Origin of the sequence: Bradyrhizobium macuxiense (assembly GCF_001542415.1) — a bacterium.
Classification (GTDB): domain Bacteria; phylum Pseudomonadota; class Alphaproteobacteria; order Rhizobiales; family Xanthobacteraceae; genus Bradyrhizobium; species Bradyrhizobium macuxiense.
The window spans coordinates 56,763-71,061 of sequence record NZ_LNCU01000039.1 but is presented as its reverse complement, the minus strand read 5'-3'; the positions used below and the strand labels follow the sequence as shown (position 1 = coordinate 71,061).

The window sequence follows — 14,299 nt, the reverse complement described above, 5'->3', positions numbered from 1 at the left end:
GCGAGCGTCGAAACGGCCATCAAACAGCAATTCGGCTGCGTATGACGTGCATGACCAACGGCGACTCATTGGACCAGATGCGGTGTTCCACCGAACCGATGCGGAGCACGGCATGCCAGCCATCGGGCGAGCGACAGAACTGGCCAGCTGCAACATCGAGTTGTGGCGGAGACGCTGACTTGCAAGAAGCAGCTGAGGCGACTGCCGCGACCGGAACGACCGCCGCCAGAAACTCAGGCGCTGCGGCAGCCTCGCGGTCGCAGAAAGAATTGGCTCACCGAGCGGAAATTGGCCGCACCTATGGCAATGCACGCGAGCGAAGCGTCCACGCGGCGGGTATCGACGTTGTCGATCCGCTGCGCGTATCGCGCGTGTTGAGGCAGCCGATCTGCTTACTCGCCCGCCCACAACAAGCGGCAAGCGAAGACCTCGGGGGCTTGTCGAATCGTGGATGCGAATCGCTCGATCCGGCGGCGACGGCTCGCTGTACGGAGAATGAGAGGCCCCGCCCGGCGGACCGGGCGGGGTGTAGTGCAGCGATCTACTCGCCGTTCTTGCGCGGGCGCGACCAGAGGAGCGTGTAGCCCTCACCACCTTCGTCGTCGAACAGGTTGGCGTAGATCGGTGCGTTGAACGAGGGGTCATCGAGCTTGAGCGAGAGGTAATCGCGGCCCTCTTCGGAGCGCTTCGACCAGGCTGCGCCGATCTCGGCTCGGCCCACGTAGATACGGTGGCTGGGAGCGTTGTCGTTGGAGCGGTTGCTCTCGGCGACGATGCGTACGCCCTTGGCTTGCAGGCTCAGGGTGACGATCTCGCCCTGGAAATCGTTGCCCACCTTCTTGAAAGAACCGATGTTAGCCATGTCACTTCTCCTGTTGTGTTTCGAGCCCGCGACCACCGCGGCCTCGATGGCGATCTAAAGGCCGAGGACGATCGGCGACGCACCCGCTTGCGGGCCGGAGCGAAGCGGAGGACGCCGTTGTTGCGACTTTCTTGCCTCGCGAGGAATGGGCGTAGCCTAGGGGAAGAAAGTCGCATCAACGGCGTTGCGGCTCAGACGATCGAGGCGAAGCCGGTCTTCGGCCAGATCAAGCCATCAAAGAGGCCACGTGCGTCCGCGTGCTGAACCGCAATCTCGGGAGAAGACTTGGCGAATCTCGGTTGAGCTGCACAAGAGGTCGGAACGGTTTGGCGCAGAAAGAGAAACAATTTGCCGCAAAGGGCGGTATCGTCCAGGAAAGAACGATCGAGAGCGGCGTACCACGCCACCACATTTGCGTGGGCCGGGCCGAGATCGGCGCAGCCTGGTCGAAGCACGCCGATGAGGGCCGCCCCCTCCCTGCCCTGATTGCGGCAATCCTCGTTTAAAGTACCGATCTACGCGAACCTGTTGGACGACGAAGGATTCTCTCTCTCGCGCGCGTGGCAGCCGCGAGAATGGGTTGGAGCGATTGCCCCACCACCCCGGCCGACTCCAGCGGGCCGCCATCCATGAAAAACGACAGTAGCGGTCAACTGCGTGGCTCTATCGGCCAGTGGCCATTGTCGTGATACCGCTGCCTATATCCGCGGGAAATCAGGACGCCTTCTTCGAGATGCTCACCCGGCGGGCCTCCCTCACGTAGATGGCCCCCGATCGGGAGGGGTACATAGGTCTGCCCAATCCAAGTCCAACGCTTTGCGAACGCGGCATGACTTTCCTTGGGACCGAAGTAGCATCATCGTCTTCCAACGACTTCATGATGTAGCCTCGAATGGAGGCTCGCAATCCGCTTGAAAAACCCCAAAAAATACATAAAATATGTAAAATTAAAGGAGGACCTATGCGGACCTTTTCCTCCCAAGATTTGCAACAGCAATCCGGAGAAATTCAGCGGGCTGCCGTGTCCGGCCCCGTGATAATCATGAATCACGGCAAACCGAGATCGATTGTGATGTCGGTCGACGAATATCGTCGGATCAAACAGAAGGCTGGCGAAGAAGTGGCGCCAGAACTGGAGCGCCCCCGTCCTGTTGTCAGGCGGGTGCCGATGCGGGACCCGCTTGGCTATGCGACCTCCGACCTCAAGAGCCTAGCACTGTCGATGGCCGATGCGGCGTTGAGCGGCCGTAACAAGGAGGCTGTCCGCGCCGAGATTGCCGCCGTCGAACGGAGGCTCGGGATGAAATGACGATCGATGAGCCCGCAGCCGATCACGAGCGTCGGTCACGCATCTTGATTCCGGATACAAGCCCGCTGTCCCTTCTGGCAATGATCGGAAGCGATGCACTGGATTGGCTATTTGTACCGAATGCGGATGTCTGGGTTCCCGACATGGTCAAGGCGGAGGCGACGCGGGCCCCTGATCCTGGCGACGATCAGCGGCTTGAACATCGCGCGACTATCTCGGATTGGTTCAAGCGGAACGAGAATCGCATCCACATCGTCGAGACGCATGAAGGCGTAGAGTATGCGAAAGCAATGGAGACATGGATACTCGCCGGCTCGAAGCCCGAGTTGAAGCCATCGTGGAAAGGACGCGGGGAAAAGAGCGTCCTTCAGGTACTTGACGTCGTCGAAACTTTGCTGGCCGACGGCGAGGCCGCCGTCGTTCTTGTCGACGATAACAAGGCACGAATCGCCATTCAGCTTGAGAACGAATTCGACATTGATTTGATGGGCACCGAAAGTTTCATCACGTGGATGCACGAGAAGTTCAAGATCGCTGATGCCCAGAACGCCTGGGCGGCGATCAAGATCGCTGCCGGCGGCAATGCTCCGGTCACCAATGATGCTGATCCAATATACCTGAGGAAGTGACGGGCACGGGCATGACGAGCTTGCGCCGAACGTCGGGCGCCGAATGGGAAGCGATTCAACCCCAGCTCATCGCGCTTTCGACCTCAGAAGTATGCTCTGAACGAACCTATTCGACGAGGAAGGCGACGAAGGATCATCTCTCGCGTGGCAGCCATGAGAACCGGTTGGGATGGCTCCACCAACCCGGCCGGCTCGAGGCGGACCGCCATTCATGAAAACGGACAAGCGGGTCCACGCCGTGCCGCCAATGCAAACCGCGCCGAGGCAAGCCACGACCTCACGCCAAGCCAGCGAAGGAATCCCGATCTGCGAAAGCGCAAGCATCACATTGTAGCCGGCGATGGCGGCTGGAACAGCGAATGCGATCGCGATCGCGACGCGCAAGCGCCCGGATCGAGTAACCGCGACGGCAGTCTGACCTAAGGCAGTTGTCAGTGCGCCGGCGGCAATTCCGATGAGCAGCGCGCCGATGACGCCGGCGCCGCCATGAAACGCCATCATTCCAATATTCAGTGCGACGAAAAACGGCAAGGCATATACCGCCAGCGCAAAGACCAGCCAGCAGAACAAGCCGATGCCAACGGTGTTGAGGACAAGCCCAAGGGCAAGCATGGTGGTGGCTCCATGTGCAAAGGTGTAACGGTCGCACCTTCCACCACCACCACGGCGCAACCATCGATACATTGTAGAAACGAGGCGGAGTTGCGGCGCGAGCATTCCGCCTTGGCCGCGTTCGAGATGAGTAAGACGGCGCTCACGCGCCGCCGAACTTCCAAACGGGGATACCGAGGCGCTTCGCCTTGTCGGCGAGGTTGTCCTGGATTCCCGTGCCCGGGAAGTGCATGACGCCGATCGGCAGGAGCTCGAGCATGGTGTCGTTGCGCTTGAAGGGCGCCGCCTTTGCGTGCTTGGTCCAGTCCGGCTTGAAGGCAATCTGTGGCACCTTCCGAGTGGTCGCCCATTTGGAGGCGATCAGTTCGGCGCCTTTCGGCGAGCCACCATGGAGCAGGACCATGTCGGGATGCTTTCCATGAACCTTGTCGAGACGATCCCAGATCAGGTGATGGTCATTGAAGTCGAGCCCGCCGGTGAGTGCAATCTTCGGTCCTGGCGGCAACATGACCTCGGTCTCGGAACGACGCTTGGCGGCGATGAAGTCGCGGGAGTCGATCATCGCTGCCGTGAGTGTGCGATGGTTGACCAGAGATCCTGACCGAGGACGCCAGGACGAGCCGGTGTGGGCCTCAAATCGTTCGATCGCCTGGTCGCGGAAGAGTTCCAGGCAATTGCGGCGCTCTATGAACGTGATGCCTTCGGCCGTCAGACGCTCGAGTTCGACCGATCGTACCTCCGAGCCGTTCTGCTCGCGCTGGCTCTTGTGCTGCATCTGTTCGTTGTCGTCGAGCTGGCGTTCGATGCGATCGACGGCGCGATGAAACAGGTTGACGGTCGACCAAAGGAGTTCGTTGAGATCCGGCTCAAGCCGCGTGTCGCTCAAGGTCGCAACCAAGGCGTCGAAGATATCGGCAACCGCACCGGCGATCATCTTGCCCTCGGGAAGCGGTCTTGGATCTGGCTGGTCGTCGAACGGACGGTAGCCGAAGAGCTGCAATTCGCTGAGGACGTGATCGGTTGGAGATGATGCGTGCGGCGGTTCGATGTCGTCATAGTCAGTCATGGGAAGAGGCCCTTGCCGGATCGGCCGCGCCCATCGCGGCCTTCGTGGCGATCACTCAGACGGCGGGCGGAACGGGCCAGAACCCGAAGGGGCCGAAGCGGCAGCGGAGGATGGCGGAGGCCGGCTATTTTGCCTCGCGATGCAAAGCGCGCTGGTCAGATGGCTAAAGTGTCATCTCATAGCCGGCGCGCGGCGGAAAATAGCCGGCCGCAGCCATTGCCGGCCCGGGCCGCATGCCGTCCGATCGCCCTCTAGAAGGCCGAGGTCGCGTCCTCTTCCGGCATTGGCCTCGTCTATGACAGATCTATCACGATCGAGCGAACGACGCTGGCTTATCCCGCGACCACCGTTGACGCATGCAGGAAGCGGTTGTCCTCCGGTGCGAGCTGAATACGTAAGGCCGCTCGGAGGGCCTCGAGACCGAAGACGTGCAGATCTTCGTTGAAGTCTCCGAGCCGGGGCGACAGTGCGATCGCTTCAATGCCGGCGTCTGCCGCGCGCCGGGTCAGAACAGTCTGCACCACATCTCCGGCGGCATCGGCATCGCGCGCGATGTAGAGCCGGCGGAGGCCAGATGGGAGCAACATGGCTGAGAGGTGATTGGCCGAAAGCGCAGCGGCCATCGGCATGGTCGGTAGCGCGCAGCGTAAGGACAGCATGGTCTCGATACCCTCGCCGGCAGCGAGCACGTCGTCCATCACGCCGAAGCGAACGGCGTTGCCAAGGAGGTCGCCCATCGCCCGTCGCGGCGTATCGATCGGAGCCTTGCCCAGACGAACGCGATCAAATCCGTCGGGGTCGAGCCAGGTGCGGTGTACGCCGGTGATCCGTCCATCGAGATCGGTGACGCAGGCGATCATCGCTGGCCAGCTCTCGGTCGGCAAGCGCTCGTCCGATCGGTAGTAGCAGCGTGGGTGAAAGCGCAGGCTGCCGCCGTGGCGCACGCAGGCTATCCCGCGCCGCTGCAGATATGTCTCAACCACGGTCCCTTGGATCGGGCTGGATATCGCAAAGAGGCGGCGGGCGGCCGCTTGCGATCCGGCTGGTACCGCTGGACGATCGGGCTTCGAGACGAATTCCGGCTCGGCACGAGGTAGTTCCAGAAAGCGCCTCGCCTCCTTTGCCACGTCGCGGAAGTCGCGCAGACCAAGACTTTCGCGGATGATATCGAGGAGATCGCCATGTTCTCCAGTCGCAGCATCGGTCCACTTGCCGGCGGGTCCCTTCCGCGATTCCCGGAGCCGCACGAACATCGAGCGGCCCGGCGTATTGTGGACGTCGCCGACCAGCCAGTACCGCCCCTCCCGCTTGCCATTGGAGAGATAGTGTCGGCATACAGCCTCGGCCTCGCGCGCGAGGCGGCATGCCAGTTCGGAGGCATCGCGGGGCATCACGCGGCCTCCCGCCCGCCGATGTGCGCAACTGGATACTGCTCAAGCACCTTCGACAGGATCTCGACGCCGCATGCGTCCGTGGGCACGAACATGCGCAGCTTCCAGGAAATGATCTCCCCGAACAGACCATAAGCTCGCAGTCGATCGCGCATCGTGTCGTTGAATCCCGACAGCTCGATGCGGTATGCGCCCATCACGCGGACACGGCGAAGCTGGAGGTCCTCGGCAAGATCGAGGACTGTCCGCCCCTCCATCAGCGCGGCAAAGGCAGCGTCCGGCGTCAACGTAGGCGCATCAGCGGCAAGGACGTTCGCGACCCAGGCGGCAGAAACCTTGCGGCCGATGATTCGTTCGCCCGCGTCGGTCTGCAGCCGATAGACCCGGGTCGATCCGTTCGGCAGCCGCTTCCAGATGGGCAACAGCAGGCCCGCTACAACATGGATCGTACTCTCCGTGAACTCGGGTACCTCGGCGAACTCCGCCAGCCAGGCGGCGGCAAAGGGTTCTCGATCGGCTTCCACCCAATGGCTTTCCGCCATCATGTTGAGGGAAACGCTCTGCTGCTCCATCGGCCGGATCAGGCGGACGCGCCGCTCGATCTCGCCGTCGTCGAGCATGAAGCTCGGAGCTGGGACCTGCACGGCGGCTCGTCCCGAGCGCTCATTCATCAGCAGGACGCCATGACGATCGGAAAGACGAGCAAGAGCGTCATCCAGACCCACAGGATGGTTGCGCTGGCGCTGGGTAATCGTGAGCAGCCGGGTCTCAGCGCCAGTGCTCTGATGCGCATAAATCGTCCGCCGGTCGGTGACGACAAAGCTCTCGGCGCGGAGTGTTTCCAGTCCGACGTCATAGGTGCTAGAGGCGACGGCGCCCTCGATCCGAGCGGTCAAGAGCTGCTCGAACGCGGTGAACAGGATATTCTGTAGCTCGATGGTGAGCGCCAGCAGCCTATTCAGGAAGGTCGTGATTGGCGGGAGGTCATCCCTGAGTCCGTTGGTATCGGTCAGTTTCAGGCCGGTCGCATCCTCAAAGCGCTCGAGCGAGCAGCCGCCGACTTTGCCTCGCGCGAGCAACGTGTAGAGTTGACGCAATGCATCACGGCCATACTGGCTTTCGAGATTGTCCTCGGGGCGGAACAGGCCCTGCCCTCCGGTCTGGCGCTGGCCGCGCGTGATGGCGCCCAAGGTGTCGAGCCGGCGCGCGATGGTGCTTAGGAAGCGCTTTTCGGCCTTCACATCGGTCGCGATTGGGCGAAACAGCGGCGGCTGCGCCTGGTTGGTCCGGTTTGTCCGGCCGAGGCCCTGGATCGCGGCGTCGGCCTTCCAGCCGGGCTCGAGCAGATAATGGACCCGCAAGCGGCGATTCCGGGCCGACAGTTCGGCATGGTAGCTCCTGCCCGTACCGCCGGCGTCGGAGAACACGAGGATGCGCTTGGTGTCATCCATGAAGGCCGAGGTCTCCGCGAGGTTGGCGGAAGCGGCCCTGTTTTCGACCACCAGTCGGTCGCCCTTGCGAGCGATGCGGCGGGAGCGGCCTGTTACCTCGGCGACCATGTCGGTGCCGAAGCGCTGAATGACCTGATCCAGCGCGCCAGGCACGGGAGGGAGCGATGCGAGCTTCTCGATCAAGCAGTCGCGGCGGGCGAGTGCCTCCCGGCTCTCGACCGGTTGGCCGTCGCGGTAGACAGGCCGGGAGCAGAGATTGCCCTCCTGGTCGGTGAAGGGCTCGTAGAGCTGGACCGGGAAGGAATGGGCGAGATAGTCGAGGACATATTCGCGCGGCGTGATGTCGACGCGGACGTCGGCCCACTCCTCGGTCGGGATCTCGGCGAGCCGGCGCTCCATTAGCGCTTCACCGGTCGACACGATCTGGATGACGGCGGCGTGTCCCGCGTCAAGATCGCGCTCGATCGAGCGGATCAGCGACGGCGTCTTCATCGAGGTTAGCAAGTGTCCGAAGAAGCGCTGCTTGGCGCTTTCGAAAGCGGATCGTGCCGCGGATTTGGCCTGCCCGTTCAGCGTTCCGGTCTCGCCGGTGATGTTGGCGGCCCGCATCGCCGCGTCGAGGTTGTTGTGGATGATGCCGAACGCATCGGCATAGGCGTCGTAGATGCGAACCTGCTCCGGCGAAAGTTGGTGCTCGACGAGTTCGTAGGCCACGCCCTCGTAGGAGAGCGAACGGGCCGCGTAGAGACCGAGCGCCTTGAGGTCGCGCGCCAGCACCTCCATTGCGGCGACTCCGCCCTCCTCGATCGCCTCGACGAATTCGGCCCTGGTGGCGAACGGGAAATCATGCCCGCCCCACAATCCCAGCCGCTGTGCATAAGCGAGGTTATGGACCGTAGTAGCACCCGTCGCCGATACATAGACCACGCGCGCATTCGGCAGAGCGTGCTGGAGCCTCAGGCCCGCACGCCCTTGCTGAGAGGCTGCCTGGTCACCGCGTTCGCCCTTGCCTCCGACCGCATTCTGCATGGCGTGGCTTTCGTCGAAGACGATCACTCCGTCGAAGTCGGAGCCCAACCATTCGACGATCTGCCTGACGCGCGAAAGCTTTTCGCCGCGCTCATCGGTACGCAGCGTAGCGTAGGTGGTAAATAGGATGCCTTCCGAGAGCCTGATCGGGGTGCCCTGACGGAAGCGCGACAGCGGCGTCACGAGAAGCCGCTCCATGCCGAGCGCGGACCAGTCGCGCTGTGCATCCTCGATCAGCTTGTCGGACTTGCTGATCCAGACTGCCCGGCGACGACCCTTGAGCCAGTTGTCGAGCAGGATGCCAGCGACCTGCCGCCCCTTGCCCGCGCCGGTACCATCGCCCAAGAACCAGCCGCGGCGAAACCGGACGGCGTTTCCCGCGTCGTCGCACGCGGCCGCGACGACATCGAAGGTCGCATCGACCGTCCAGGAGCCAGCGAGCAACTCGCAATGCGCTTCGCCAGCGTAGATGACGCTCTCAAGCTGGGCGTCCGACAGGGTGCCATTCGCCACCAGATTGGCCGACAGGTGCGGCCGATAGGAGGGTCTTGGTGGCGCGACGGACGCCATTGCGGCGGACTGCACGAGTTTGGTTGGATGCGCGTGCGCGCCCGGAATGCGGATCGACTGCAATCCGTATTCCTCATAAAGTGCATCTGTGAGCCGGGCGCCCTCCGGCAGCGACCATTCGACTATTTCGTATGCGAGCTCTGTGCCTTCTGGCGCGGCGACTCCCGAAGCAGAGGTTAGGCGTGGCGCGGAAGCGCCAAGGGATCGTGACTTCAAGGGGCTCCTGCCGACGTCGATCACGACCGGGGCTGCAACAGCCAGCCTCGGAGGCACATGCCGGGTTACCCAGTCGAGCAGGATAACGACATCGCCCGCCATGCCGGGAGAGGCCGGAAAGACCGTCGGGTCTGCCGCGGGCTGCTTGTCGATGACAAGCAGCCTAGTATCGATTTGTGTTCCGTGTTTCGCGTAAACGGCTCCGTCGACCGCGGCAGAGAAGACAACTCGCCCGCGTTCCTGAAGGCGAACGAAGGCATCTCGCCATGCCGGATTGTCCGGCCCGAAGCTTGCGGCGGTGATGGCGACCAAACGTCCACCGTCGCAAAGACGCGCCAAGGCCGAAACGATGTGCCGGAGCGCGGCATCCGCCATTCGTCGGTCAACGTTCGCCAGCGCCGAAAACGGAGGGTTCATCAAGACGACACTCGGCAGGACACCTGCTTCGAGATGATCATCGATCTGGGCAGCGTCGATGCGCGTTGTCTTAACGTCGGCGAACAGATGATCGAGCAGCGATGCACGGGACTCGGCTAACTCGTTCAGCAACAGAGCGCCGCCGGCGAGCTCGGCAAAGATGGCGAGCAAGCCAGTCCCGGCGGAGGGCTCCAGAACGCGGTCGGCCGGCCTAATGGCGGCTGCGGTACATGCGGCCAGCCCCAGCGGGATCGGCGTCGAGAATTGTTGAAGCGCCTGGCTGTCCTCGGAACGCAGTGTATGGGTCGGCAGACAGCTCGCGATTTTCCCGAGCATCGGCAGCATCGCGGGCGGCGAACCGGACTTGGTCCGCATGGCCGGACCGAATTTGCGAAGGAATAAAACGGTGGCGGCCTCGCAGGCATCATAGGCGGTCTTCCAGTTCCAGGCGCCTACCGCGTCGGAGGCACCAAAAGCAGCCTCCATGGCTCCGCGCAGGACCGCGGCATCGATGCGATGGCCGCGTTCGAGATCGGTCAAGAGCTGTCGCGCAGCCCTGACCACAGCGGAGGTGATAGTTGCAGCTGCATGCATCGAGAGCGGCGCAGCGCCAGCGCCGCCGGCGAGAGATTCGGTCATGGGGATTTTCTTTCGGAGAGCAGGAACGGGTCGAACCGCCCGGCGCTCTCCTTAAGACCGCGGCGATTCAAACCCTTCCCGGCCCCACTCTCCCTCTCAACCGTTCCCAATAAAAATGGGACCGGTGCTGCACACCGGTCCCCACGCAGCTGCGGGACGGCCGCGGCCACCCCGCTGCACGAAATTATTCAGCCGCGTCGAGCTGTTGCGGATCATCGCTGCGGGCGTTCTGCGGATCCTCCTCGTCGGCCAGGAATTCTGGCAGCGGGCCCGCTTCGCCCTCCTGCTCCACCGACGCAGCACTGGCGTCGAGGAAACGCAGCGGCTCTGGCAACCAGCCCGAGCCATCGAGAAGGCGCTCGGCCTCCTTGGCCATGTCGGCCTTCTTCAGGTGGTCGATCAGTTGCGCGGAAGACTCGCCCTTGGCTTCCCGCACCGCCTCCAGAATGCGAGGCTTGGTGACCCGGCCGAGATAGTTGTCAACGGTCGGTCTCCAGCCAGCCTCCACCATGTCGAGCCCGACGGCGCGCGCCACGACATCGGCCTGGTCGAGCCGTGTGCGAACGCCGTGGGCGGAGACGCGGCCGTGGTTGTAGCGGTTTGCCGGCTCATAGAGGGCGTTGACTGCAAAAGATGCGCAATGAGCGAACAGGGACGCCTGCGCGGCGCCGTCGAGCGCCGCGAGCGCGTCCCAGAGATCGTTCTCGCTCTTCGGCAACCGTGCTTTCCATGACTCATGTCGCGCCTCGACGGCCTTGGCAGACACGCTTTCCCTTAGGCCTGGGGCTTGAGCAGGAAAGGTTGGCGTGCGCAGCCCGATCTCAAGGCAGCTCCCGGACGACGCGAACCGGTAAAAGGCCGTCAGTACGAAGTTGTGCAGGACCGCCTGGAACGCGATCGCGGGGTTTTCCGCCAGCGCATCCCGCAATGCCAGCGTACGGTGCGCCGTCAGTTCGATGATCAGTCGATCCGGCAATGGCCTTGCCGGGTCCTCATCATCCTCCTCCGGTTCGTTCGATGCGCCGGCGACCGAGATCGCTGTGCGAGTTGCGGAAGCACCAGCCTCCTGTCCTTCATCCGGCGACGCATCGGTGCCCCGCTCGACATCGATATCGGCCGCAGGCGCCTCATCCTCAGGCCGAACATAGCCTCGATCGACGAAAAGCCGCCCCTCAGAATCGATGCTGACGAAGACACCGGCTCGGACAATCTCGGCCGGATCGTAAGTTTTCGGCCGGTCTTCGAATGCGGCCAGCGCCGCCTCGATCTCGCCGAGACGCTGGTCGACCTCTTCGGGAAGCTCATCCGCATCCTGATACTCGGATACGAGCTTCGCCTGCTCGGCGTTGAGAGCGTCGATGGTGGCCTGCTCGTCGGCTGCGAGGTCGGCCGGCTTGCCGTCGAGTTCGCGCAAGCCGTTGGTGTGGCCATAGGAGAAATCGACGGCCACTGAGATCCATTTCCATCCCTCGGCCGCGATCGTCTCGGCTTCGGCCTTGAGTTTTTCCGTAACAAGACGGTCGAGCAGAGCGACGTCTTGAAGCCAGCCGCCATCATCGCGCTCGAACAGGTCGCGCAAAACGCCGCCACCTGCCTGCTGGTAAACATCGAGCCCAATGAACTGCACGCGGCGATCGGACGCCCGCACGGTATTTTCGGTCAGCATCCGCCGGATTTGATAGGGTTCATCGTAGCCCGAGCGGCTGACATTCTCCCAGACCTGTTCCTGCCGCGTCTGATCCGCGGTGACAGAAAAGGCCATGAGCTGCTCGAGGGTCATGCCGTCTTCGGCATAGACCTCGTGCAGCTTTGGCGATACGGACGCCAGCCGGAGCCGTTGCTTCACGACGCCCGGTGTCACAAAGTGCCGAGCCGCGATATCCTCCTCTGACAAGCCGGCGCCACTCAAGGTCTGGAAGGCTCGGAACTGATCGAGCGGATGAAGCCCTACCCGCTCGTCGTTCTCGGCAAGCGAGTCGTCTTCAGCGATTCCGCCCTCGCGCACGACGCAAGGAACGGCCTGCGTCTTCGCCATGCGCTTCTGCTTCACGAGAAGTTCCAGCGCCCGATAGCGCCGGCCGCCTGCCGGCACCTCGAACATGCCGGTCTCATTGCCTTCGGCGTCCACAACCGCCCGCACATTGAGACTTTGCAGAAGCGTACGCTGGGCGATACTTTCAGCGAGCTGCTCGATGGAAACTCCAGCCTTGACGCGCCGGACGTTGGATTGGCTGAGCACCAGCTTGTTGAAGGGAATGTCGCGTGAGGGCGACAGCGTGATCTTTTGGACTGCCTTCGTCATGTCGATTCTCCACGACGGGCGGCCGGGAGCCTCTCTCTCGGCCTCGAACCCGTCGCGAAAAACCACAACTTCTCTCTCACTCTCTTTTTCGACCCGGCCGGTGAGCGGTTCACGCAGCCTCCTGGTCCGCGCTCTCGGTCGTCATGTCGACAGCACGTTCCGGCAGGAATCCGAGGAGATAATCCGCGGCCTTGCTGGCTTGCGAAGCAGCTCGCACAATCGCGCGATTGTCCTCGCGGAGCACTTCAAGCCAGGAGCCAATATAGTCGGCGTGGCGCACCGTCGGCACTATACCGAGCGACGCGCAACTGAACGCAGCCGAGATCTCGGCGATGAGTTCCTCGAAGGCGTATTTCTTGGTACCGTAGCCGCCTGACAAGTCACGGTTGAGACGTGACGGGTGGCCACTGGCGTGCCCCAACTCATGCAAGGCCGTTCGATGCCAATTGATCGGCTCGAAATAAGCTTGCGGCGGCGGCACCTGCACATAGTCTTCCGCCGGCACGTAGAATGCGCGGCTGCCGCCGATGCGGAAGTTGATACCGGTCGCCTTGATCAGGGATTCGACCTTTGGCTCGATCAGGCTTGGCGGTGGGGGCGGCGCCGTCGTTGCGATCTCCGCAGGCAAGTCGTCGCACTGATCGGTATTAAACACCGTAAAGCGCTTGAGGAACGGGATGGCCTGCGCTTCGTCTCCGGTTTCGCTCGCGCGCCGCTTTTCGTCGACCGGTACAAAGCGATCGGCATAGACCACGGTAGTCCCGCGCTCGCCCTTGCGGACATGACCACCGAGCGACAACGCCTGGCGGAAGGTAAGCCAGCTCTGGCCTGTGAATGCGCGTTCGGTGGCAGAACCCCAGAGGATCAGAATGTTGATGCCGCTGTATTGACGGCCGGTCGCGGCGCTTTTCGGCATGGCCAAAGAAGCCTTCGCCGCCGCGGTACCCCAAGGCTGCACCCACGGCACTCGGCCGGCCTCAAGTTCGTTGATGATCTTGTTGGTGATTTCGTCATAAAGGTTCGCCCGGTCTTCACCGGAGCGCGCCCGAGGATAACGTCTGGACATCGCGGTTCTCCGCGACGGGCGCCGCGAGCCTCTCTCGCAGCCTGTAACCCGTCACGGCAAAACCCGGGCAGCACTCTTACTCTCAGCCTCTTACGGAAGAATACGATGGCGTGGACGAACGAGAGCCCGCTTTCGCGCTCGGCCACGCACACAACGGTGAGAATGAGAGATCTGCGACGCGGGCCGCTTCGGTCCCATTTCTTCATGGGACCTGGCCTTGAGATGCAGGCCGCAGGCCCCGATCAGGCGTGCGCCAATGGCGCATCGCCTCAACGGAAAATGGCACCCGTAGGAGCGTGAGCATAGCGACGCCGAAGGCGGGACGCGGGACCGAGTGCAGTGACGAGACCGGTCAAGAGGGCACCCGGGAACGGGGCAGTGACAGCGACGCCGGCATACTTCATGACGGCGGGACCCTTTCCCGAGTGCCCCCGGCGAGGAATTCCGCAGTCTCTGCGCGAGGGATCGACGCCGGATGGCCGAGACGCAAAGCGGCTCGGTTCATATGTGGACGGCCCCCGACTTGCAAGGATTGGCTCGGGCAGCATGCTCGGATCGCTTGCGCTCATATGTCCGGCCTGTTTTCGGGTCTTGCGACCACCGGCCAAGATGGGCTTCGCGGACAGTGAGATCCAAACACGAGAGCGGCATTTTCTGCCGGTAAACCGAGCGGAGCATTTCACTGACCGGCTCGCGCCGAACGTACCACCTCTTCCTGTCTTGCAAGTTCCGCCCCAGCG

Annotated in this window: 9 protein-coding genes; 2 read left to right on the top strand and 7 right to left on the bottom strand. The window is 62.9% G+C overall.

What is annotated here, in order from left to right; translation table 11 throughout:
- Positions 1 to 541: 541 nt before the first annotated feature.
- Positions 542 to 862, bottom strand: a complete 321-nt coding sequence (locus tag AS156_RS11310) for a DUF736 domain-containing protein (RefSeq protein WP_066503735.1) — start codon at positions 860 to 862, stop codon at positions 542 to 544.
- A 961-nt stretch (positions 863 to 1,823) separates the two neighbouring features.
- Here AS156_RS11310 and AS156_RS11300 point away from each other — a divergent pair.
- Together AS156_RS11300 and AS156_RS11295 are read left to right on the top strand one after the other, a co-directional pair.
- Entirely contained in the window at positions 1,824 to 2,171 is a 348-nt protein-coding gene (locus AS156_RS11300) for a type II toxin-antitoxin system prevent-host-death family antitoxin (RefSeq protein ID WP_066503730.1), read from the top strand.
- Positions 2,168 to 2,800 (top strand): hypothetical protein, encoded by a 633-nt coding sequence (locus AS156_RS11295; protein WP_066503728.1) that lies wholly within the window; start codon positions 2,168 to 2,170, stop codon positions 2,798 to 2,800. Before AS156_RS11300 ends, AS156_RS11295 begins: the two co-directional genes overlap by 4 nt.
- 66 nt (positions 2,801 to 2,866) lie before the next feature.
- On the opposite strand, the gene AS156_RS11290 is transcribed toward AS156_RS11295, so the two are convergent.
- The 6 genes from AS156_RS11290 to AS156_RS11265 all read right to left on the bottom strand — a co-directional run bounded on the left by AS156_RS11290 (position 2,867) and on the right by AS156_RS11265 (position 13,559).
- Entirely contained in the window at positions 2,867 to 3,412 is a 546-nt protein-coding gene (locus AS156_RS11290; RefSeq protein WP_245312720.1) for a hypothetical protein, read from the bottom strand.
- Positions 3,413 to 3,554: 142 nt separating this feature from the next.
- Positions 3,555 to 4,478: a DUF2493 domain-containing protein gene (locus AS156_RS11285; protein ID WP_066503726.1), complete on the bottom strand. Its 924-nt coding sequence runs from the start codon at positions 4,476 to 4,478 to the stop codon at positions 3,555 to 3,557.
- Between the two features lie 332 nt (positions 4,479 to 4,810).
- Positions 4,811 to 5,869 carry a DUF7146 domain-containing protein gene (locus AS156_RS11280; RefSeq protein ID WP_066503724.1) on the bottom strand — a complete coding sequence of 353 codons (1,059 nt, stop codon included), beginning with the start codon at positions 5,867 to 5,869 and terminating at the stop codon, positions 4,811 to 4,813.
- A complete protein-coding gene (locus AS156_RS11275; RefSeq protein WP_066503723.1) occupies positions 5,869 to 10,191 on the bottom strand; it encodes a strawberry notch-like NTP hydrolase domain-containing protein in 4,323 nt (1,440 codons plus the stop codon). The genes AS156_RS11280 and AS156_RS11275 overlap by 1 nt, the downstream gene beginning before the upstream one ends.
- Positions 10,192 to 10,375: 184 nt before the next feature.
- Positions 10,376 to 12,493 carry a ParB/RepB/Spo0J family partition protein gene (locus AS156_RS11270; RefSeq protein ID WP_066503722.1) on the bottom strand — a complete coding sequence of 706 codons (2,118 nt, stop codon included), beginning with the start codon at positions 12,491 to 12,493 and terminating at the stop codon, positions 10,376 to 10,378.
- A gap of 109 nt (positions 12,494 to 12,602) precedes the next feature.
- Positions 12,603 to 13,559 carry an ArdC family protein gene (locus tag AS156_RS11265; protein ID WP_066503721.1) on the bottom strand — a complete coding sequence of 319 codons (957 nt, stop codon included), beginning with the start codon at positions 13,557 to 13,559 and terminating at the stop codon, positions 12,603 to 12,605.
- Positions 13,560 to 14,299: the final 740 nt, after the last annotated feature.

Coding starts and splice junctions, on each gene's coding strand:
- AS156_RS11310 (WP_066503735.1), bottom strand. CDS start 862: ATGGCTAACATCGGTTCTTTCAAGAAGGTGGGCAACGATTTCCAGGGC.
- AS156_RS11300 (WP_066503730.1), top strand. CDS start 1,824: ATGCGGACCTTTTCCTCCCAAGATTTGCAACAGCAATCCGGAGAAATT.
- AS156_RS11295 (WP_066503728.1), top strand. CDS start 2,168: ATGACGATCGATGAGCCCGCAGCCGATCACGAGCGTCGGTCACGCATC.
- AS156_RS11290 (WP_245312720.1), bottom strand. CDS start 3,412: ATGCTTGCCCTTGGGCTTGTCCTCAACACCGTTGGCATCGGCTTGTTC.
- AS156_RS11285 (WP_066503726.1), bottom strand. CDS start 4,478: ATGACTGACTATGACGACATCGAACCGCCGCACGCATCATCTCCAACC.
- AS156_RS11280 (WP_066503724.1), bottom strand. CDS start 5,869: ATGCCCCGCGATGCCTCCGAACTGGCATGCCGCCTCGCGCGCGAGGCC.
- AS156_RS11275 (WP_066503723.1), bottom strand. CDS start 10,191: ATGACCGAATCTCTCGCCGGCGGCGCTGGCGCTGCGCCGCTCTCGATG.
- AS156_RS11270 (WP_066503722.1), bottom strand. CDS start 12,493: ATGACGAAGGCAGTCCAAAAGATCACGCTGTCGCCCTCACGCGACATT.
- AS156_RS11265 (WP_066503721.1), bottom strand. CDS start 13,559: ATGTCCAGACGTTATCCTCGGGCGCGCTCCGGTGAAGACCGGGCGAAC.